General features: G+C 59.7%; 19 protein-coding genes. 3 read left to right on the top strand and 16 right to left on the bottom strand.

Features of this window, described 5'->3' with window-relative positions:
- Positions 1 to 138: 138 nt before the first annotated feature.
- Positions 139 to 1,086 carry a LacI family DNA-binding transcriptional regulator gene (locus ABIB48_RS12020; RefSeq protein ID WP_354213098.1) on the top strand — a complete coding sequence of 316 codons (948 nt, stop codon included), beginning with the start codon at positions 139 to 141 and terminating at the stop codon, positions 1,084 to 1,086.
- Between the two features lie 44 nt (positions 1,087 to 1,130).
- Here the strand turns inward: ABIB48_RS12020 and ABIB48_RS12015 are convergent, their stop codons facing one another.
- The 6 genes from ABIB48_RS12015 to nrdH all read right to left on the bottom strand — a co-directional run bounded on the left by ABIB48_RS12015 (position 1,131) and on the right by nrdH (position 6,454).
- The gene (locus ABIB48_RS12015; protein WP_354213097.1) at positions 1,131 to 1,676 is read right to left on the bottom strand and encodes an NUDIX domain-containing protein; all 546 of its coding nucleotides are present in this window, start codon (positions 1,674 to 1,676) and stop codon (positions 1,131 to 1,133) included.
- A 74-nt stretch (positions 1,677 to 1,750) separates the two neighbouring features.
- Positions 1,751 to 2,215: an inner membrane protein YiaA gene (yiaA, locus tag ABIB48_RS12010; RefSeq protein WP_354213096.1), complete on the bottom strand. Its 465-nt coding sequence runs from the start codon at positions 2,213 to 2,215 to the stop codon at positions 1,751 to 1,753.
- 156 nt (positions 2,216 to 2,371) lie between these two features.
- Complete coding sequence (nrdF, locus tag ABIB48_RS12005; protein ID WP_354213095.1) at positions 2,372 to 3,349, bottom strand: class 1b ribonucleoside-diphosphate reductase subunit beta; 978 nt, start codon at positions 3,347 to 3,349, stop codon at positions 2,372 to 2,374.
- Between the two features lie 109 nt (positions 3,350 to 3,458).
- On the bottom strand, positions 3,459 to 5,579 hold the full coding sequence (gene nrdE / locus ABIB48_RS12000; protein ID WP_110106505.1) for a class 1b ribonucleoside-diphosphate reductase subunit alpha: 2,121 nt from the start codon (positions 5,577 to 5,579) through the stop codon (positions 3,459 to 3,461).
- A gap of 14 nt (positions 5,580 to 5,593) precedes the next feature.
- Positions 5,594 to 6,070, bottom strand: coding sequence for a class Ib ribonucleoside-diphosphate reductase assembly flavoprotein NrdI (gene nrdI, locus ABIB48_RS11995; RefSeq protein WP_110106363.1), 477 nt, complete (start codon positions 6,068 to 6,070; stop codon positions 5,594 to 5,596).
- Between the two features lie 129 nt (positions 6,071 to 6,199).
- Positions 6,200 to 6,454 (bottom strand): glutaredoxin-like protein NrdH, encoded by a 255-nt coding sequence (gene nrdH / locus ABIB48_RS11990; protein ID WP_110106362.1) that lies wholly within the window; start codon positions 6,452 to 6,454, stop codon positions 6,200 to 6,202.
- 443 nt (positions 6,455 to 6,897) lie between these two features.
- On the opposite strand from nrdH, the gene ABIB48_RS11985 reads away from it, so the two are divergent.
- A complete protein-coding gene (locus tag ABIB48_RS11985) occupies positions 6,898 to 7,830 on the top strand; it encodes a LysR family transcriptional regulator (protein WP_110106361.1) in 933 nt (310 codons plus the stop codon).
- A gap of 56 nt (positions 7,831 to 7,886) precedes the next feature.
- On the opposite strand, the gene ABIB48_RS11980 is transcribed toward ABIB48_RS11985, so the two are convergent.
- From ABIB48_RS11980 to ABIB48_RS11940, 9 genes are all read right to left on the bottom strand, one after another.
- A complete protein-coding gene (locus tag ABIB48_RS11980; RefSeq protein WP_354213094.1) occupies positions 7,887 to 9,299 on the bottom strand; it encodes an aldehyde dehydrogenase family protein in 1,413 nt (470 codons plus the stop codon).
- 173 nt (positions 9,300 to 9,472) lie between these two features.
- Positions 9,473 to 11,788, bottom strand: coding sequence for a 5-methyltetrahydropteroyltriglutamate--homocysteine S-methyltransferase (gene metE, locus ABIB48_RS11975; protein ID WP_354213093.1), 2,316 nt, complete (start codon positions 11,786 to 11,788; stop codon positions 9,473 to 9,475).
- Between the two features lie 81 nt (positions 11,789 to 11,869).
- Positions 11,870 to 12,832, bottom strand: coding sequence for a methylenetetrahydrofolate reductase (locus ABIB48_RS11970; RefSeq protein WP_110106358.1), 963 nt, complete (start codon positions 12,830 to 12,832; stop codon positions 11,870 to 11,872).
- Between the two features lie 389 nt (positions 12,833 to 13,221).
- Positions 13,222 to 14,019 carry a hypothetical protein gene (locus ABIB48_RS11965; RefSeq protein WP_354213092.1) on the bottom strand — a complete coding sequence of 266 codons (798 nt, stop codon included), beginning with the start codon at positions 14,017 to 14,019 and terminating at the stop codon, positions 13,222 to 13,224.
- Positions 14,016 to 15,014, bottom strand: coding sequence for a VWA domain-containing protein (locus ABIB48_RS11960; protein ID WP_354213091.1), 999 nt, complete (start codon positions 15,012 to 15,014; stop codon positions 14,016 to 14,018). The genes ABIB48_RS11965 and ABIB48_RS11960 overlap by 4 nt, the downstream gene beginning before the upstream one ends.
- On the bottom strand, positions 15,011 to 15,994 hold the full coding sequence (locus ABIB48_RS11955) for a VWA domain-containing protein (RefSeq protein WP_354213090.1): 984 nt from the start codon (positions 15,992 to 15,994) through the stop codon (positions 15,011 to 15,013). The genes ABIB48_RS11960 and ABIB48_RS11955 overlap by 4 nt, the downstream gene beginning before the upstream one ends.
- A complete protein-coding gene (locus ABIB48_RS11950; RefSeq protein WP_354213089.1) occupies positions 15,985 to 16,455 on the bottom strand; it encodes a hypothetical protein in 471 nt (156 codons plus the stop codon). Before ABIB48_RS11950 ends, ABIB48_RS11955 begins: the two co-directional genes overlap by 10 nt.
- Complete coding sequence (locus ABIB48_RS11945) at positions 16,445 to 17,389, bottom strand: DUF58 domain-containing protein (protein ID WP_354213088.1); 945 nt, start codon at positions 17,387 to 17,389, stop codon at positions 16,445 to 16,447. The genes ABIB48_RS11950 and ABIB48_RS11945 overlap by 11 nt, the downstream gene beginning before the upstream one ends.
- Before the next feature lie 27 nt (positions 17,390 to 17,416).
- Entirely contained in the window at positions 17,417 to 18,424 is a 1,008-nt protein-coding gene (locus ABIB48_RS11940) for an AAA family ATPase (RefSeq protein WP_354213144.1), read from the bottom strand.
- A gap of 161 nt (positions 18,425 to 18,585) precedes the next feature.
- Between ABIB48_RS11940 and ABIB48_RS11935 the strand changes: the two genes are divergently transcribed.
- On the top strand, positions 18,586 to 18,783 hold the full coding sequence (locus ABIB48_RS11935) for a hypothetical protein (RefSeq protein ID WP_110106351.1): 198 nt from the start codon (positions 18,586 to 18,588) through the stop codon (positions 18,781 to 18,783).
- Here ABIB48_RS11935 and ABIB48_RS11930 read toward each other — a convergent pair whose 3' ends face one another.
- Positions 18,784 to 20,049 (bottom strand): ROK family transcriptional regulator, encoded by a 1,266-nt coding sequence (locus tag ABIB48_RS11930; RefSeq protein WP_315913648.1) that lies wholly within the window; start codon positions 20,047 to 20,049, stop codon positions 18,784 to 18,786.
- Positions 20,050 to 20,080 lie beyond the last annotated feature (31 nt).

Genomic DNA, 20,080 nt, shown 5'->3' with positions numbered 1-20,080 from the left:
TTCTGTAAAAGCACCTCAGGACATAGTACCCGCAACCGGTCCCACAACCGGTTTCATTACAAATTGAAGCAAATCATTTTCTTCGACTACTGTCAGGGGGATGCCACATTATGAAAGTCCTGCCACGAGGGTCCTGCTATGAAAACGCTCAACGACGTTGCTGTGCTGGCCTGCGTCTCTAAATCAACCGCTTCCCGCGCCCTGGCACGTCCCGAGCTCGTGGCCCCAGCAACCCTTCAACGGGTTGTGGCAGCGGCACAGCAACTGGGCTTTGTACCCAACCGTGCGGCCCAGGGCCTAGCCCGTGGCCGTACCGGAATCATTGCACTCGTGCTGCCAACCATCTCCAACGTGTTCTTCGTGCCCATTGTTGCCGGCGCCCAGGAAGCGGCACAAGCGGCCGGGCTTCAAGTCACCATCAACATCAATCCCCTCACCAACCCCGAGGACATCGCCCGTTACCAACGTCTCTCACAAGAGGTTGACGGGATCCTACTCGTTGCCCCGCATACCGCCGATGAGGTTCTGGCGTCCCTCAGCAGCCGAGTCCCCATGGTAATGATTGACCGTGAATTGGCCGGGTTCGAATCCGTCAGTGTTGATTCGGCCAGCGCGTTCGCTGAGCTTGTGGTGGGCCTGGTAGAGAACGGGCATCAACATATTGCCTATGTTGGTGGCCCCGAGAATTCTTGGCAAAACGCCCAGCGGATCGCGAAAATGTCCGCAACCGCAGCCAGTTGCGCGGCAAAGCTTGAGATACTGGGCCCCTATCCCCCGTCACTGGAGGACGGCTTCGCCATCGCTGAGTCGGTGCGCGAGACGGGCGTCAGCGTCGTGATTCCCTATGCTCGGGATCTGGCCCTCGGCATGCACATTACGCTTCGAGATTCGGAACAGCGCGCGGGGAAGGACTCCTGCACCTCTGGCGATGAACTCGAGGTCGTCGGCTACCCCACCCAGCCCATGGTTCAGGTTGACGGCCTTCTCATCGGGGAAACAGCCTTCGGGCTGCTTGAACGCCGGATAGCTGGCAGCCAAGACGCCCCGTCAGTGCTCCGCTTACCAGCCACCGTGCTCTGGACTTAACACAGTTCACACCTCGCTTGGGTCGGGGAGATTCTTGATCGGTCTCAATTCTCTAGACGACGCCGCAGCGCCGGCCACGCCGCCCCGAACCCCGGGTGCAGCTGGCGGGCTGCGACCTCCTGGAGCGGCACCCATTCCAGGGCCAGGCTTTCGGGGTCACTAATGACGGCTTCGAAAGGTTCCACGGCGTTGACCGCAACGGTGGTGTAACTCCAGTACCCAACGTCGTAGACCGAGGTGAATATCAACTCCACCTTGGATGAGGGGACGCCTGCTTCTTCCCACGCCTCACGTAGGGCACCATCCGCGGCAGCTTCACCCTGATGGAGAGCTCCTCCGGGAAGCCCCCACGTGCCGCCATGGTGAGACCAGAGGGCCCGGTGTTGGAGCAGGACTCCACGTCCGGCGTCGAACACCAAAAGACCGGCAGAACCGAAGCGGCCCCAGAATTTGCCAGCTTCTCCTTCAACCCAAGCATCGCCGGGGTCACGGTTACGCCCCAGGTGACCCGGAGGAGCAACTGCCGCGGCCTCCCGGATGAATCGGGCCGCCGCGGTGTTCTGGAGGCCGTTGGCCTTTTGATCATCCATGACTTCCACGGTATCAAGTGGGCGGGCCATCAAGTGCGCAGGCAAAGCGCCCGGAGCGTGGCCTTGGGGCTTTTCTACAGCTCTGGGCCGCCACGATATCCGGGCTTGGCCGCTTGGTGCTGATCGGGGTAGACAGCCTTGTGCGCAGCAAGATCTCTGATGTTCTTCTGCACTGCCACCACAGCGAACAAACTCATGGCGAAGCCAATGCCGTAGAAGCCCTTCTCCGAGAGCAGCAGCTCAGCGTTCCACAGGCCAATCGCCAACAAGAGCAACGAGGCCAGCAACGCAAACCAGGCGATGCCCAAATAGATGGAGGTGACGGGGATTTCCTCGGCCTTGTCCCGCACAGCTTTTTGGAGCGAGACGGCAGCGAAGAGCCCAAACAAGAACACCGTCAAGTAGAAACCCTTCTCGTTAAGCTCCATCTTGGCGTTCCAAAGGCCAATAAAGTACACGGCCATGCCCAGCCCCAAAGCGATCCAGGACGCCCCAATGAAAGCTCCAGTTGGTTTGCCCAGCTGATTTACCTGGCTCATAGCGTCTTTTTCCCTTATACGTTCCAGCATTGGCCTATCAGTGAATCACCAGCATAAACGAGCCCGAAGAATATTACGCTATTGAGTGGATAAAAAGAATGCGCGCAAGCGGGCCCCAGGAGGGGCCCGCTTGCGCGCAGTGATTTTAGAAGGGTACTAGAAGTCCCAGTCGTCGTCTTCGGTGTTGACAGCCTTGCCTATGACGTAGGAGGAACCGGAACCGGAGAAGAAGTCATGGTTCTCATCCGCGTTGGGCGAGAGCGCCGAGAGGATGGCCGGGTTCACGTCAGTGACCGCGGCCGGGAACATGGCCTCGTAACCTAGGTTCATCAGCGCCTTGTTGGCGTTGTAATGAAGGAACTTCTTGACGTCCTCGGCCAGGCCAACGGAATCGTAAAGGTCATGCGTGTACTGGACCTCATTCTCGTACAGCTCAAAGAGAAGCTCAAAGGTCCAGGCCTTCAACTCTTCCTTGCGCTCCTCGTGAACCCCTTCCAAGCCCTTCTGGTACTTGTAGCCGATGTAGTAGCCATGCACGGCCTCATCACGAATGATCAGGCGGATCATGTCTGCCGTGTTTGTCAGCTTGGCCCGTGAGGACCAGTACATGGGCAGGTAGAAGCCCGAGTAAAACAGGAAGGACTCAAGCAAGGTGGAGGCAATCTTGCGCTTGAGAGGATCGTCGCCGTAGTAGTAAGACTCAATGATTTGAGCCTTCTTCTGCAGGTTCACATTCTCCACCGACCAGCGGAACGCCTCGTCAATCTCCTTCGTGGAGCACAGGGTGGAGAAAATCGAGGAGTAGCTCTTGGCATGGACCGATTCCATGAACGCAATGTTCGTGTAGACGGCTTCCTCGTGCGGGGTGATGGCATCCGGGATCAATGACACGGCGCCCACAGTGCCCTGCAGGGTGTCCAGCAAGGTCAAACCGGTGAAGACACGCATGGTCAGCAACTGCTCTTCCGGGGTCAGTGTTGCCCACGACTGAATGTCATTGGACAGCGGCACCTTCTCCGGCAGCCAGAAGTTGTTGCACAGGCGGTTCCAGACTTCCACGTCCTTATCGTCCTCGATGCGGTTCCAGTTGATGGCCGTTACGTGGCTCGCCAACTTCAGCTTCTCCGGTGTCATAGCTTTTCCTCTTCACTAAATTCTGGTGGCTCCATGAGCCAAATCAATCTTAAGCCAAAGGCACGACGGCGGGGCCGCCCCCGCCGTCGTGCACTTTAGTTCCGTGGTGCTAAAGCTGGCACGAGACGCAACCTTCCACTTCCGTTCCTTCCAGCGCGAGCTGGCGCAGACGGATGTAGTAGATGGTCTTGATGCCCTTACGCCAGGCATAAATCTGGGCCTTGTTGATGTCACGCGTGGTGGCGGTGTCCTTGAAGAACAACGTCAGGGACAGGCCCTGGTCCACGTGCTGCGTGGCAGCGGCGTAGGTGTCGATGATCTTCTCGAAGCCGATCTCGTACGCGTCCTTGTAGAACTCAACGTTGTCGTTGGTCAGGTAGGGAGCCGGGTAGTACACGCGGCCCAGCTTGCCTTCCTTGCGAATCTCGATCATGGAGGCGATCGGGTGGATCGAGGAAGTGGAGTTATTGATGTAGCTGATGGAGCCTGTGGGCGGGACAGCCTGCAGGTTCTGGTTGTAGATCCCGTGCTCCATAACGGAAGCCTTCAGCGCACGCCAGTCTTCCTGTGTGGGGATGTGCATGCCGTCAAAAAGCTCCGCAACGCGGGCGGTCTGCGGCAGCCATTCCTGGTCCGTGTACTTGTCGAAGAACTCACCCGAGGCGTACTTGGAGTTCTCGAAGTTGATGAACGTGGAGTTATTCTCAATGGCCAACAGGTTTGAAGCACGGATGCAGTGGTACACCACCGTGTAGAAGTAAATGTTGGTGAAGTCCAGGCCCTCAACGGATCCGTAATGGACGCGCTCACGGGCAAGGTAGCCGTGCAGGTTCATCTGGCCCAAGCCAATGGCGCGCGACTGGCGGTTGCCCTTGGCAATGGAGGGGACACTGGTGATGTTTGACATGTCAGAGACAGCGGTCAAGGTACGGATGGCCGTCTCAATCGTGGCACCGAAATCGGGGGAATCCATGGCCTTGGCAATGTTTAGTGAACCCAGGTTGCAGGAGATGTCCTTGCCAGTCTCGGCGTAGGAGAGGTCATCGTTGTACGTGGTGGGTGCGGAAACCTGAAGGATCTCAGAGCAGAGGTTGCTCATGATGATCTTGCCCTCGATGGGGTTTTCGCGGTTCACCGTGTCCTCAAACATGATGTACGGGTAGCCGGATTCGAACTGGATCTCGGCGAGAGTTTGGAAGAACTCGCGGGCCTTGATCTTGGTCTTCTTGATCCGGGCGTCGTCAACCATCTCGTAGTACTTCTCAGTAACAGAGATGTCGGAGAACGGCATGCCGTACACCTTTTCAACATCGTACGGGGAGAACAGGTACATGTCCTCGTCGCGCTTGGCCAGCTCAAAGGTGATGTCGGGGATGACAACACCCAAAGACAAGGTCTTGATGCGGACCTTCTCATCAGCGTTCTCACGCTTGGTGTCAAGGAAGCGGTTGATGTCCGGGTGGTGGGCGTGCAGGTACACGGCGCCTGCGCCCTGGCGTGCGCCAAGCTGGTTGGCGTAGGAGAAGCTGTCTTCGAGGAGCTTCATGACGGGGATGACGCCGGAGGACTGGTTCTCGATCTGCTTGATCGGGGCACCAACTTCACGGATGTTAGTCAGGGCAAATGCCACGCCGCCGCCGCGCTTGGAGAGCTGCAGAGCGGAGTTAATGGAGCGGCCGATGGACTCCATGTTGTCTTCGATGCGGAGCAGGAAGCAGGAGACAAGCTCGCCGCGCTGTGCCTTGCCGGCATTGAGGAAGGTGGGGGTAGCAGGCTGGAAGCGGCCGTCCATGATTTCATCGACAATGCTCTTGGCGAGTTCCTCATTGCCGCGGGCCAAGTGCAGGGCAACCATGCACACACGGTCCTCGTAGCGCTCCAGGAAGCGGTTACCGTCAAAAGTCTTCAGCGTGTAGGAGGTGTAAAACTTGAACGCGCCCAGGAAGGTCTCAAAGCGGAACTTCTTCTTGTACGCACGCTGGAAGAGCTCGCGGGTGAAGTTCATGGAGTACTGGTCCAGCGTCTCGCGCTCGTAGTACTCATTCTTCACGAGGTATTCCAGCTTTTCTTCCAGGTCATGGAAGAAAACGGTGTTGTTGTTTACATGCTGGAGGAAATACTGACGGGCGGCCGCACGGTCGGCGTCGAACTGGATTTCACCCTTGGAGTTGTACAGGTTGAGCATGGCGTTGAGCTCGTGGTAACCCAAGCCCTCCCATGCTGCGGGCATCTCCTTGGAGGCCTTCACGCCAGTGCCTTGGTCTGAGACAATCGTGTCCAAAATTCTTCCAATCCTTCGCGAACGCGGGCAACGTCCTCAGACGTACCCATCAGTTCAAAACGGTATAAATGCTGTACTTTGCACTTCTCGGCGACAATGTCACCGGCCAGGCAATAGGTTTCCCCGAAGTTGGTGTTCCCGGCGCCTACGACACCGCGAATCAACTTCCGGTTTTGTTCCACGTTAAGGAACTTGATGACCTGCTTCGGCACTGCCCCGCTCCGATTTTCCCCGCCATAAGTGGGCAAGATCAGGACAAAGGGAACTTGTGCCAGAAGCGTTTCTTCTTTGGTGTAGATCGGCAGCCGTGCCGCGTCCATCCCCAGCTTCACCATGAATCGGTGGGTGTTATCGGAGGAGGAGGAAAAATATATCAGCCGGCTGCTGGTGTTTCGAGAAGGTATCGCTGTTACTGCGGCTTCTGCTGCAACGGCTGACATGGCTTTCGCTTTCCAACTGCTTACTTGCGGTTGTAGGGCCAGCCGTTTGACGGGCCAGCCCCACATGTGTGCGTTATCCGCACATGAAATTATGTGTTTCGTGCGGGCCCAAAAGGCCCACTTCCTGACTTACGCTACGCTCGCGGCGTTTGCCTGGACGGCTGCGGCAAGTTCGGAAATCTTATCCGGACGGAACCCTGACCAGTGGTCGCCATCAGTGATCACCACGGGCGCCTGCTGGTAACCAAGGCTGAGTACGTGTTCCAGAGCAGCCGGATCAGTGGAGATGTCTACGCTCTGGTACGTGATGCCCTTTTTATCCAACGCCCGGTATGTTGCGTTGCACTGGACGCAAGATGGTTTGGTGTAAACCGTGACGGTCATGATCGAAGTTCCCCTTTGTCTGTTTCTGCCTGTGGCTGCCTCTGTCGGCATGCTCGCTGTCGGTGGGGGCTACGGGTCACGCAACGGCCTCGCCAGCTTTTTAGAGCTGTTTCAGCGGCCCTTTTCAGAACCGCTTGAATTCTGTAATAGATACTACATGTAGTGCGAGTCTCCAGCACCGACCCCTACATGATGTATTACAAGTATGTCATTCTTATGCACCGCTCGTCCACAGCCTAGGAGAATTAAAAGCCCGTGAACTCAACGTTTAAACCGAGCTGTCCACAGGCTGTGGACAGCCTGGGTGCACACTAAACGTGCGGCGTGTCTCATAATTTCGGCGTGTCGTGCCGGGGCGGCTGGCCCATGTGCACCACCACAGCCCGTCTATGCTTGCTTATGCTTGCTTAGGAATCAGCCGCTCCGGCAGAAAGAGCCATCCTGTGATCAATCCCCTGCACCTGCGCACCCTTTTAGAAGTTGTTCGCCGCGGATCCTTTGCCGCCGCAGCCACCGCGCTGGGGTACACGGCGTCGGCTGTTTCACAGCAGATGTCAGCTCTGGAGCGTGATTCCGGAGTCGATTTATTTCACCGCTCAGCACGCAGCATCCTGCCTACGGAAGCCGCCTTGGTCATGTGCCGCCATGCCACCAAGGTGCTGACCGATATAGATGCCTTGTTGGCTGCGAGCGCACGCACGGCTGAGGGGACAAGCCAGGAATTGCGGCTGGGCATCTTTCCCTCGCTGGCCACCTATGTCCTGCCGCGCTTATTTGGCTCCTCACAGTGGCCGGAGCTGGGAATTAATCTCCACGTCTCCGTGGGGGAACCGCAGCAGACCATTGGTGGCTTGCGCACGGGCGGAGAGCTGGATGTGGCCCTGGTGTATCAGGTAGGTCAGTCAGGGCTGGCGTGGCCGCACAGCCTGAACCGGCAGTGGATTGGCGACGATAATTTTCGTGTTGTCCTTCCCGCGTCCTGGGGCATTCGCCCGGGCTCCACCATGGACGCTGCCCACCTCTCAGACATGCCCTGGATCATGCACCATCCCGGGACCAGTGACGCCGCCGTGATAGAGCGGCTCTTCGCCAGCTGCAACCTGCATCCGCGCGTGGCCGCCTACAGCGACGATTTCAATGCCAGCCTGCAACTGGTGGGAGTGGGGCTGGGCGCAGCACTGGTCCCGGAACTGGCTCTGGCCGCCCGGCCCGAGAACGTGGTAGTCCTGGACGTGCCTGAAATCCGGTTGGCCCGCAATATCTTTGCCCTGCTCATCAATGAGAATCGCACGGCCCGCGTCGAGGTGTTTGTGGACAAACTGGCCAGCATCCTGGCAGAGGTCACGGATATCAGCCATGTGGACCGGACACCGTGAGTCCTCAAGCCGTGATGGCGAGCCCATCCGGCGCTGGCTCGGCATTGTAGGAGCCGTTACTGCTTCCGGAACTTCTTGGCCGGTGCCACAAAGCGTTTGATGAGCTGCTTTTTCACCGCACCAAACGGCGGGTAGATCAGCGCGAGCGTGTCCGGGAACAATGTCTTTTCCAACACCGCCTTGTGATGTGAGAACGTCGCCACCGAGTGCTGCCCGTGGTAGCCCCCCATGCCGCTCTCCCCCACACCACCAAAGGGCAGGCCGGGCACCGAGAGGTGCGCCACGGGGACACCAAAGTTCAGTGCGCCCGAGGAGGTTTGGCTCAGGAACTGCGCCCGTACGCCGTCGTCCTCGCTGAAGACGTACAGGGCCAGCGGCTTGTCCCCCGCATTGATGTAGGCGATGGCCTCTGCGGCCGAATTGACGGTGAGCAGCGGCAGCACCGGGCCGAAGATCTCCGCCTCCATGAGCTTGGCATCAGCATCCACATGGAGCACTGTGGGGGCGATGTAGCGGGTGGGCGCATCCGTACGCCCGCCACTGACAAGGGCGGAGCCGGAGTGCTCCGCTAAGTCTTCTGCCAGCAACCCGGCAATACGGGCAAAGGCCTGGTCATTGATTATCCGCCCGTAGGCCAGGCTATGTGCAGGCTCGGTACCGTAGAGGTCCTCGATGGCCAGCGGAAGTTCCTTGGCAAGTTTGGCCAGTGCGGCGTCAGTGCCCAAAACATAATCGGGCGCCACGCAGGTCTGCCCGGCGTTCATGAACTTGCCCCAGGCAATGCGGCGTGCTGCGGCAATCATGTCCACTGACTCGTCAATGTAGACCGGCGATTTTCCGCCCAGTTCCAGCGTCACCGGTGTCAGGTGCTTGGCTGCGGCGGCCATGACGATCCGTCCAACACGAGAATTACCGGTGTAAAAAATGTGGTCGAAGCGCTCCTCCAACAGTTCGGTGGTTTCGGCCACACCGCCCTCCACAATGCTCACGGCGCCGTCAAGATATTCCGGGACCCAGCGGGCCAGCGCCGCCGAGCTGGCAGGTGCCATCTCGCTGGGCTTGCCCACAACGGTGTTCCCGGCTGCGAGGGCTCCGACCATGGGGGCCAAAAGTAGTTGGATGGGGTAGTTCCACGGCGCAATGACCAGCACCACGCCGAGCGGATCCAGCACCGTGCGGGCCCGTGCTGGCTGGAGCGCCAAGGGTACGGGCACTGGGCGTGGCTTGAGCCATTGCTCAAGATGTTTCAAGGTGTGGGAAATCTCGGCGGTGAGGAAGCCGATCTCTGTCAGCCAGGCTTCGGCCGGGTGTTTGCCAAGATCTGCGGCCAGGGCTGCGGAAAAATCATCACGGTGCTCAACGAGCATGCTATTCATGGCCTTCAACGCACTGACACGCCACGCCAAGGGCTTCGTGGTGCCGCTGGTGAAAACTGCCCGGGCGCTTGCCACACTCTCTTGTACGCTCATGGCTTTAATCTACCCTCTCCCCGGGACCAGGACGTTACCCGCTGGTAACGTGCCCCGGTAATGTGCGCTAGTGGCCAAAAGGATAGCGCCCCTGGCCTTTCCGTGAGGAGAGGCCAGAGGCGCTGAGGGTGACGCTGGTGGAGCAGGTTTCGCCGGTGGAGCAGGCGCGAGTGTTAGACGAGCTGGGCGCGGACTTCCTTGGTGGCCTGAACCAGGTTCCGCAGGGACTCCTCAGTCTCGGCGTAGCCACGGGTCTTCAGTCCACAATCCGGGTTGACCCAGAGCTGGCGAGCCGGCACGTGCTTGACGGCGGTGCCGAGCAGTTCAGAGACCTCGGCCGCACCGGGGACGCGGGGGCTGTGGATGTCATAGACGCCCGGGCCAACACCGCGGCCAAAGCCATGGTTCTCGAGGTCGTTGACAACCTCCATGCGGGAACGGGCAGCCTCGATCGAGGTCACATCTGCGTCCAGACCGTCAATGGCATCAATGATGACACCGAACTCGGAGTAACACAGGTGCGTGTGGATCTGAGTGGCGTCGGCAGCTCCGGCGGTGGAGAGGCGGAAGGAATTCACGGACCAGTCCAGGTAGGCGGGCTGATCGGCACGGCGCAGCGGGAGGAGCTCGCGCAGGGCAGGCTCATCCACCTGGATGATCTTGATGCCGGCAGCTTCCAGATCCGCGATCTCATCACGCAAGGCCAGGCCCACCTGGTTGGCGGTGTCACCCAAGGGCTGATCGTCACGGACAAAGCTCCAGGCCAGGATCGTGACAGGGCCCGTGAGCATGCCCTTCATCGGCTTGTTCGTCAGCGACTGCGCATATTCCGCCCATTCAACGGTGATGGCCTTCTCACGGGTAACATCCCCCCACAAGATGGAAGGACGGGTGCAACGGCTGCCGTAGGACTGGACCCAGCCGTGAACCGTAACGTTAAAGCCTTCGAGGTTTTCGGCAAAGTACTGAACCATGTCATTACGCTCGGGCTCGCCATGGACCAGCACGTCAAAGTCGAGTTCTTCTTGCAGCTCCACCACGCGCTTGATTTCTTCCTTCATCAAGGTGGTGTATTCATCCGCCGTAATGGCGCCCTTGTTGGCCCGGGCCCGTGCGGAGCGGATTTCGCCGGTCTGCGGGAAGGAGCCGATGGTGGTGGTGGGCAGTGGCGGCAAGGCCAGAGCCTCATCCTGGGCGGCTTCGCGGATGGCAAAGTTGGAGCGGTTGAAGTCCGCCGGGGTCAGGGCTGCCAAGCGGGCACGGACCTCGGGGCGCTTGACCCCAGCGGCTACTGCCCGTGATGCGATGACAGCAGAGGCTTCACAAATGGCTACCGCGGACGATGCCGGGTCCACCAGGTGCGCTGCCAGCGTCACCACTTCGGTGACCTTCTGGTCTGCGAACGCCAACCAGCTGCGTAGTTCCTCAGAGAGCTGGGTTTCCTCGGTGACGTCATGCGGGACGTGCTGGGTGGAGGTAGAGGTGGAGACGGTGACCGCTAGACCGGCAGCCTTCAAAATATCCAGCCGCGCAGCGGATTCGGCCAGATCGTTGATCCAGATGTTATGACCATCCACTACACCTGCAACAACGGTCTTGCCTGCGAGCAGGGCCAGCTCTTCCGCGGAAGGAACGGCACCCTTGAAGGCGTCAATGTGCAGAGCCTCGATGGGGGCGCCAGCCAGGGTGGGCAGCAGTTCACTGAGTGCACCGAACGGGGTGGAGACAAGGATCTGCGGGCGGCCAGCAGCTGCTCCGAGTACCTCGTAGCTGCGTGTAACGGCAGCCTGAATTTCGGCAACGGGCACATCCTGATCGGCAACAAGGGCGGGCTCGTCCAGCTGGATCCAGGAGGCGCCGGCGGCACCGAGGCGGCTCAGCAGTTCAGCGTAGACCGGCAGTACCTCTTCCAGGCGGGAGAGCGGGTTGAAGTCTGCCGGGGCTTCATCACTGGCCTTGCTCAACAGCAAGAACGTGACAGGGCCAACCAGGTACGGGCGGGTCTCAAAGCCGTTGGCCAGAGCGTATTCGAACTGCTCCACCACGCGGGTTGAGGTGAGTGAGAAAGTGGTTTCCGGGCCAATCTCCGGCACCAGGTAGTGGTAGTTGGTATCGAACCACTTGGTCATTTCCAGCGGCTGCTGCTCAACCGTGCCGCGAGCCAAAGTGAAGTAGGCGTTGATGTCAAGCTGGCCATCGGCGTTGCGCAGTTCACCGAAGCGGGCCGGGACGGCACCGATGTGGGTGATGGCGTCCAGCACCTGATCGTAGTAAGAGAACGTGCCGGGAATGGCTGCTGCTTCGTTCAGTCCCAGCTCAGTCAGGCGGCGGGCGGTACCCAACTGGATTTCTTTGGCGGCAGCATCCAGCTCGGTGGCGTCGATCTTGTTCGCCCAGAAACCCTCGATGGCCTTCTTCAATTCGCGGCGGCGGCCAATGCGGGGGTAGCCCAGCAGGGAGGCGGAGGGGAATGCAGTGTTCTTTGACATGGAATTTCCTTAGATTTTTAAGACAAATATTTCAAGATAAAAAAGTCAGATGCAGCGGCCACTGCTTGGCCAAGGCGGGTGTTAGGCCAAGGCTGATGCGGCACTTCTGGAGCCCAGCTGGGGCCGTCCCGGACGCAGTAGTTCGAGTTTATTCAGGACCTCCAGGGCGGCGGCATGTTCATTGAAGGTGTAGAGGTGAATACCGGGTGCGCCAGCGTCCAAGGCCGCCCGGGCCAAGTCCACTGTGGCCTTGACCCCCACACGGCGGCTCTGTGCTGCGTCGTCGGCCCGGCCCAGACTATCCAGCAGCTTGGGGCAGGGTTCCACACCCGTCAGATCACCCAAACGCTGGACCCGGCGCAGGCTGGTCAGCGGCATGACACCAGGGATGATGGGTATGCTGACCCCGGCGCGGCGTGCCCGGCTCACAAGGTCGCGGTACTGGTCCGCATGGAAGAACACTTGGGTGATGGCAAAGTCGGCTCCTGAGCGCTGCTTGGCCAGGAGGACCTCCACATCATGTTCAATCGAGGGTGACTCCGGGTGCCGCGCAGGGTAGGCCGCCACACCAATAGCAACCTTGCCGGCACAGAGCAACGCCGAACGGCGCTGCTCCACACGGCGGATCAACTCAATGAGGTCCTGCGCGTAGGCCAAGGATCCAGCCCGTGGTTCGGCGGGACCGTCCTGGGGCAGATCTCCGCGCAGGGCCAGGATGCCGCGCACACCATGGTCGAGCAGTTCAGAGATGATCTCGGCAAGTTCATCAGCCGTGTTTCCCACGCAGGTCAGGTGTGCCAACGGTCTCAGTGAGGTTTCCGTCAGGAGCCTGTTCAAGAGTTCCACTGCTGTGTTGCGGTTACTGCCATTGGCACCGTAGGTGACGGAGACGTAGTCCGGATTGGTGCTTTCCAATTCACGGATGGTTTGCCACAGCGTGGCTTCCGCGGCCGCATTCTTGGGTGGAAAGAGTTCGTAAGAGAGGGCTATCGGCGCACTTTGTGAAGCTGGCGCCGATACCTGTATCAGGCTCGGTGGAGACATTTGCTGGGTCCTTGAGGATGGGTTGGCCGCTGCTGCCCCAAGCGTCTAGAACACCGGAAGGCAGCAACAATCACATTTTCGAAGAAAGCGGCGCAGACCACCCGGAGCTGTCTAGAGAGCAACAGCGAGCGGGCGTGATCCGCGAGCAAATGTCAGACCCACATGGGGGCACCCACACCCTCGATTAATCCGAAGGTCGCTGACACACGTTGAGGAGATAACGTGCACCAAATATAAGCACCCCGTGACATGCGGCGCAAATTCATGATCGAATTACTACGCGCCTTTACGGAATATTTCAGCAATTACATTCGGAGAAGCTAGTGAATCCTGCACCTTGACCGAATAAGTGAGCAGTCAGAGTCCCTCTGTACTCCAAAACGCACACGTCACCACGGCTTGGGGTGCTGCTCTGGCTCTTCCTCAAGCAGTTCATCCAACTTCTGGCCCTTGCTACGTTCCTGCTGCGCTTTCTGGCCGGATTCCTTGAGCTTGTCCAGCTTGCTGGCGGGTGGCGCTGGCGTATCCTGCCCCGGCTCACTCTCGCCGCCTTCGCCGTCCTGGCCACCATCTTGGGAGGCGGACGCCTTCTCCTCCAGGCGCTGCGCAGCGTCCCGCAGCGCATCACCTTCACCGTCGCTGTTATTGGCACTATCAGGGGTGAAGCAGTCCCGCGGCGCTTGCTCTACAGTTGCGCTGCCCTGGGCAAAGAACTCCAGGGCACGCGCCGTGTCCCCCGCCTTCTGCCCCTCCTCACCCAACTTCTCTAGGCTAAGTACCAAATTAACCCGAACCTTGCATGACTCCTTTGCGGGGACCAGCTCCAAGGCCGTGGCAAATTCCTTCCTGGCCCGTTCAAAGTCGCCGCGCAGCACATATCCATCACCCACGGCAAAGTGGGACTTGTACCGTTCAACCAGGTTCAGTACCCCCATGGCCTGCCCGGCGTGCACGGTCCCGTCCGCGTTAGAGCTGCCGTAGGCTGCGCCGGCCTGCCCTGCGGCGAGTGGCAGGCTCAGCAACTTCAGTGCAACAACGGCGGCGACAAGGATGGCAGGTGCGCTCCAGAGCAGCAGTTTCTTCCGCCGTTGCCGGGCGTCGCCAGCCCCGCTGGGTGCAGTCCCACTGGATGCAGTCCCACTGGGTGCAACTGGCCCGGGTTGCGCTGCCGAGGAAGAGGCATTCATGCGCGGTCCTTTCGGGGCGCCGCCAAGAAACGGCGGGCACGGCTCAGTGAGGCCAGTTCTGCGGTGGCCACACCAAAAGCGGCCAAAGCGAAGAGCCAATATAATTCAGTGCGCCCGGCACCAACACGGACCTCTGTTCCACCCGGCGAGGAAGAAACCTTGGGGGCAGACTTGCCCAACGCCGCAGCAATGTTTCCCGGCTGCTCCCGGTGAACATAGGGCACGTCCAGCTGGGAGGCGATGCCGGCCAGCGCCTTCTCATCAATACGGGAAATCGCTGGCGCATAGTTGGCGCTTTTGTCCAGAATGTAGGGCCCGGAGGATGTACTGCTGAAGCTGTACTCACGCATTTTTCCTCCGGCAGTTGTCCCGTACCCCAACACAGCGCCACCATCTATCAGTTCCATCTTGTCCTTGAACGGTTCGGGTGCTTGAGCTGCTGTTTGTTCCCCGTCACCGAGGTAAAACACCAGCCGCGGCCGCTCCGGGTGGTTCTTCGCAGAATCCGCCAGCCGTTGGGCCAGCAGCTGATGGGCCACGCTGATGCTGCTGCCTTGAGAGATGTAGGCCGGTTTGGGTGAGATGACCTCAGTCATGGTGGCCAGCGCTGTTGCGTCGGTGGTCAGCGGAAGCGTGACGGAGGCCTTGCTATCAAAGGTGATCAGGGAGAACCGGGCCCCAGCCAGTTCGGTGGCCAGGGCTTGAATGTCCCCCTTCATTCCCTCAATCCGGGGAGATTTTCCATTGAAGTCCTCGGCAGCTGAACTGGGTGTCACATCAACCACAAAGTACACGTTGAGTTCGGTGTTCGCTACTGGTGCGGGCGCGCCCACCAGTCCGGGCCGGGCTCCAGCAACCAAGACCAGCACAACCAAGGCTGCGTAGCGCCAACGGGCGGCGGTGGCCCCCTTGAGCAGAAAGAAACCAGCAACGGCTAGCAGCATCAGAGACAGAGCCAGGTACAGCCACAGGGGCAGGATCGGCAGTAGGCTCATCTCCGAAGCCGCCAACCAGCTACACCCATCATCAGCAGGGAAAGCAGCGCCATACCCAAGGCCCAACCTGGTTGATCCAGCACACTGCGCTGCGGGGCGCCCTTGAGCAGTGCCGCCTCAGTGGCTTGAACTTTTTGCACAATTCCAGGAACCGCAGATTCACTCTCCAGCGCAAAGTAGGCCCCGCCCGTGGAGGTGGAGGTCGTCTTGAGGCCTTGTGCGGCCTTGCCCAAGAATGTTTCCATGCCGAAGTCGTTGGGGTTAAGGGAATAGATACGTATCTTGTCCTTCTGAGCCAGCGTGGTGGCTTCCGCCAGGCTGAACAAGGGTTTTCCTGCCAAGAGGTTGTCGGTGGCAAAGATGACCGATCTGGATCGTTGGGATTGGGCTGCTGCCGGAAAGCCGTTGATGCAGCTGGCTAATCCGTCGCCAATGAGAGAGGAGCCCGGCGCCTCATATGTTCCAGTGAAATAATCAAACGAACTCGCGTCCGGGTTCAGCGCCTTCTGCGCAATTTTGAGCTCATTCGCCACAAACTCATAGTCGTCCGTGAGCGGAAAAACTGTGACGGCCGTTGAATCAAAGATGGTCAAGCCAATCCGTTCACCCTTGAAGTTCGCAACCAAGGTGGAAAAAACACTCACAATGGCCTCATCGGTATCCAACATGGAACCGGAGACATCCAGACACAAGATGATGTCCCGGTTAAGTTGTTCAGGAATGCTTGTCCGCTCCGTGACGGGCCGGGCCGCGGCCACCAGCAGCGAGAGCGCCAAAACCGCAACGGCAGCAACCGCCACAGTGAGCCACGTGCGGCGCTGGCGCAGCGCGTTTTGGTAGGCGGGTAGGGCCGTGAGCCGTTCGGTATGGGCCACCGGAAGGCGCCACACCGGCGCCGTTCCACGCCGGAACAGCAGTACAAGGACAGTGCCAAGAACGGCCAGCCCCACAGGCAGCAACCACCAGTATTTCAACGCCATTCTCTCACCACATTCCTAGCCGCCTGAGCCGAGTCGGACACTAAGCGGTCTCCTCCTGTGCGGGAAAACTCCCCCGGATAAAACAGTTCCACAGCCTCCTCAGCCAGTGGCAGGCGGTGCTCACGCAACTCGGTGAGTGTCATGCGCTGAGTCCGCAACCCCGTCATCTCATGGACGAAGGTGCGCACAGCCAGGCTGAGCTCACTGTGGGCTGCGCGCGTAGCCAGGTGTCCGGCGTCGTGCTGGTTTTGCAGCCCATCAATGAGGGCCAGGTATTTGGCTTTGACGCCCTGCGGGTGCCGTGGCGGAACAAAATTGGGGACGCCGATGGTGCCGGGCGGCTTGGTGGCGACCCAGATCCAGGCCACCGCTGCGGCGCACAGGATCAGCAGCGCCACCCCCAGCAGCGGCCACCACGCCGAGTAGCCAACGGGGGCATAGAACGTTGTGTCAGCGGGCACGTCGATGCCTCTCCAACAAGGCGAAGACAGCAGTCATGACCTGCTCTGTGGCACCCACACAGGTCATGGCAATTCCCTGGGTACGCAGCAGCTCGGCCAGCCCCTGGGACCTTTCGGCGGCAGCTTGGGCATAGCTGCGGGCAAGTTCCGGATCGTTGGCAAGTAGCAGCAGCACCTGCCGCTCCCCCTCAACGTCAGTTGCTATAACCTCGGTGCCCGCCCACCCGGATGCTGGGTGCGCAGATGCCGTAGCGCCCTTGTCCAGGCTGCCTCTTGACCTTCCGGCAGAGCCGTGGACAGCACCGGGTCCGGCTAAGATGGCGTCAGCAATTTCTACCCACAGGATTTCATGCTGGGCGTTGAGCCGGCGAAGCACCTTAGCGAGGCGCTCGTTGGGTGCGAGCTCATCCGCAACAACCACCAGGAGTGTGCGGGCCTTGATGTGGGTGGCAGCATACTCCAACTGCGTGCACAGCTCACTGCGCCCGCTGTCCTCTGAGGCTGCATCCATGCGGCGCAACACATTCTCCACGTGACTTTCGGTGCCTTTGGCGGGCAGTGCGGCGGTTGCGTTGGAGTCTCCGTGGATAAGGGCCACGGAATCACCGTGTCTGCAGGCCAGCAAGCCGATGACCCCCATGACCATGACGGCAATATCCTTTTTGATCTGGCCGCCGCGAGAGGTTGCAGCCATGTTCCGGCCAGTGTCAGCCACAAAAAGTACCTGTTGGCGGCGGGTAGCCACGTAGCGTTTAATCAGCGGCGTCCCCACCCGGGCAGTGGCTTTCCAATCGATGTCGCGGACTTCATCCCCCGGAACATAATCGCGCAGATCATCGAAGTCCAGGCTACGGCCGCGGAAAATGGAAGCGTACTCTCCGTCAAGGACACCGCGGGCCCGGCGGTGCGCAAAGATGTACATCTTTGCTTTCACGCCAGTCAAGAGGCTACTCACGGCAGGCTACGGTGTTTGAACTGAGTCAAGGATGGCGGCAATCAAGGTTTCCACCCGAATATTTTCCGCCACGGCTTCAAAGCCCAGAATGATCCGGTGCCGCAAAACACGTTCCGCCAGTGCCTTGATGTCTTCGGGGATCACGTGGTCCCGTCCCTGCAGCAGAGCTAAAGCACGCGATGCCTGGGTGAAGGCGATGCTGGCGCGGGGGCTGGCACCAAACTCAATAAGCTTGGCCAGCGCAGGGTCAATGTACGCTCCGGCATGGCGGGTTACATAGACCAGCCCCACAATGTAATTGATAAGAGCAGGGTCCAGATAAACCTTTTTGACGGCGTCCTGCAGGGCAACGATATCTGCCAGCCCTGCCACGGGAGCTGGCGCCGCCCCGGCTAGGAACACCCCGGAATCAATACGCCGGATGACTTCGGCTTCCTCCACGGGGCTGGGATAATCCAGAACATCCTTGAGCATGAAGCGGTCCATCTGGGCTTCGGGGAGCTGGTAGGTACCTTCCTGCTCAATGGGGTTCTGGGTGGCCAGGACCATGAACGGGTGTGGCAGCGGGTGAACCTGGCCAGCAATGGTGGTTTGACGTTCCTGCATGGCTTCGAGCATGGCAGATTGTGTCTTGGCACTGGAGCGGTTGATCTCATCCAGCAGCACAATGTTGGCGTGCACGGGGCCCAGCTGCGTGGCGAAGGTGCCTTGGGCGGCGTCGTAAATCTGGGTGCCAACAATGTCACTGGGCAAAAGATCCGGGGTGCACTGGATCCGGTGGAACAGTGCGCTGACTGATTCTGCCAGGGTCTGTGCAGCCGTGGTCTTCGCCAAGCCCGGAACGGATTCCAACAGGACGTGGCCCCCGGTCATCAGGGAGATCAGCAGGGTTTCCCGTAACCGGGTTTGTCCCACCACCTTGTGTTCAAAGCTGCGGGAGATCTTGTTCAGAACCTGCTGCGCATGCGCCAGCTCCGCCTGATCGAGGGACGGGTTCACGCTGGTGGATAACACTGTCAAGGGGGCCTTTCGTTGAAACAATTTCTGACACAATTTCTGACACAATTTCGGGGTGGATCTTATAGACAAGTTCATACATTTAGTGGTTTTCCCGCAATGGGGAGAACTTCCCATGCCCACTGTCCAGAGTGCACGGCGCGGACTAGAGTGAACCCATGAACCAGTTGCCAGCTGTCTATGAGGAGTACCTACAAGGCAAGGATGAGAACTTCATTGCCACAGTCCGCCCGGTGCTGCAGCAGTCAGTGGCCGAGAAAACCCACGGGGTGCGGGTGGTAGTGACCCCGCATGCCCTTCAGGCCCACACCGATCCTGCCATTCCCTTTGGCGAGATTATTGAGGGACCGGACTGATCAGAACTTCGCGTCCAGCAACAACTGTGCGGCATTGGGGCTGAACGTTTTTTCCATGACCAGGCAGGCCGCCCCGAACGCTTCCTCACCCGAGTTCACCACGGTGCCGGTGACTTCCACCGAGTGCACACAACTGGTGACGCTTAGCTGCCTCAGAAGCTCCGGAATCAGCTCCAGATAGGTGGTTGCCAGCGCCGGCCAGAAGGGACCGCCGAACACCACCTTGTCCACATCGAGCAGGTTGGTCAGGACCGAAACAGCGCCAGCAAGACGCCGTGCCGATTGCGCCAACACCTCTTTGGCTTTCCTGTTTCCCTGGGCAGCGGCCTCCGCAAGAGCCGCCAGGTCCGCAGGCAGTGACGGTTCCACGCCCTCAGGCGCAGCGGGAAGAACACCAACAGCACGGGCTTGAGCTACCAAGGTTTCGGGCATGCAGGTGACCTTCACGCAGCCGCGCCGCCCACAATCACACGGCGGGCCGTCGGGGTCCGCAATGATATGCCCAATCTCTCCCACGTTACCTGAGGAACCCCTCACCACCTGATCATTGAGCACCAAGCCGGCACCTATACCCGTGCCAATGTACACAAACACAAAATCCGTGGCGTTATTCTCGGCCCCGGCCCACAGCTCGGCCACTGCCGAGGCCGTGACGTCTTTGTCCATCACCACGGGCAACCCGGTTGAGCCCTGCAAGATGTCTCGCAGAGGGACCCTATTCCAGCCCGTCATATGGGGCGGGTCAACCACTGTTCCACTGCCCGCATCAACAGGGCCCGGCGTAGCAACACCCACACCGGCAATACGGTGCTCGGGAATACCGGATTCGGCAATGATGCGGCGAATCTGAGAACCCATGGCGGCAACGGCCTGGGCAGGCGGGCTGGCAAGATCAGTGACTTCATCCACCGAGACCAGCACGGTTCCTACCGCGTCCAACAACACATAGTTGGTGGTCGCCGGATCAATGTGAAGTCCGATCGCGTACATGCCTTTGGGGTTCAACCGCAAAATGGTGCGCGGCTTCCCCGGGCCCGAGGTCTCCTTGCCGGCTTCCACAATGAGCTCTGAATCCAGAAGGCGCCGGCAAATATTAGATACTGTCTGTGCCGCCAACCCGGCCGAAGCCGCCAGTTCAACCCGGCTAAGGCCTTCCGCGGAACGTCGAATGGAGTCCAGGATCACTGCCTGGTTGAAATCCCCCATCTTAGGAAGGTTTGTGCCGCGGCGGCGCTGGGGCACAACCATATTGGGAAGTCCCAACATTATCTCCTTGACAAATCATTAGCTGCTGATT

It is taken from the genome of Arthrobacter sp. UYCu511, from assembly GCF_040547105.1.
GTDB lineage: Bacteria > Actinomycetota > Actinomycetes > Actinomycetales > Micrococcaceae > Specibacter > Specibacter psychrochitiniphilus.
This window is presented reverse-complemented; position numbering and strand designations above follow the sequence as displayed.

Bases quoted from the DNA above. Each gene is read 5' to 3' on its own strand.
- ABIB48_RS11955 (WP_354213090.1), bottom strand. From the start codon at position 15,994: ATGGCGTTGAAATACTGGTGGTTGCTGCCTGTGGGGCTGGCCGTTCTT.
- ABIB48_RS11935 (WP_110106351.1), top strand. From the start codon at position 18,586: ATGAACCAGTTGCCAGCTGTCTATGAGGAGTACCTACAAGGCAAGGAT.
- ABIB48_RS11980 (WP_354213094.1), bottom strand. From the start codon at position 9,299: ATGAGCGTACAAGAGAGTGTGGCAAGCGCCCGGGCAGTTTTCACCAGC.
- metE (WP_354213093.1), bottom strand. From the start codon at position 11,788: ATGTCAAAGAACACTGCATTCCCCTCCGCCTCCCTGCTGGGCTACCCC.
- nrdI (WP_110106363.1), bottom strand. From the start codon at position 6,070: ATGTCAGCCGTTGCAGCAGAAGCCGCAGTAACAGCGATACCTTCTCGA.
- nrdE (WP_110106505.1), bottom strand. From the start codon at position 5,579: ATGCCCGCAGCATGGGAGGGCTTGGGTTACCACGAGCTCAACGCCATG.
- ABIB48_RS12015 (WP_354213097.1), bottom strand. From the start codon at position 1,676: ATGGATGATCAAAAGGCCAACGGCCTCCAGAACACCGCGGCGGCCCGA.
- nrdF (WP_354213095.1), bottom strand. From the start codon at position 3,349: ATGACACCGGAGAAGCTGAAGTTGGCGAGCCACGTAACGGCCATCAAC.
- nrdH (WP_110106362.1), bottom strand. From the start codon at position 6,454: ATGACCGTCACGGTTTACACCAAACCATCTTGCGTCCAGTGCAACGCA.
- yiaA (WP_354213096.1), bottom strand. From the start codon at position 2,215: ATGAGCCAGGTAAATCAGCTGGGCAAACCAACTGGAGCTTTCATTGGG.
- ABIB48_RS11970 (WP_110106358.1), bottom strand. From the start codon at position 12,832: ATGTCTCCACCGAGCCTGATACAGGTATCGGCGCCAGCTTCACAAAGT.
- ABIB48_RS11965 (WP_354213092.1), bottom strand. From the start codon at position 14,019: ATGAATGCCTCTTCCTCGGCAGCGCAACCCGGGCCAGTTGCACCCAGT.
- ABIB48_RS11960 (WP_354213091.1), bottom strand. From the start codon at position 15,014: ATGAGCCTACTGCCGATCCTGCCCCTGTGGCTGTACCTGGCTCTGTCT.
- ABIB48_RS11930 (WP_315913648.1), bottom strand. From the start codon at position 20,049: ATGTTGGGACTTCCCAATATGGTTGTGCCCCAGCGCCGCCGCGGCACA.
- ABIB48_RS12020 (WP_354213098.1), top strand. From the start codon at position 139: ATGAAAACGCTCAACGACGTTGCTGTGCTGGCCTGCGTCTCTAAATCA.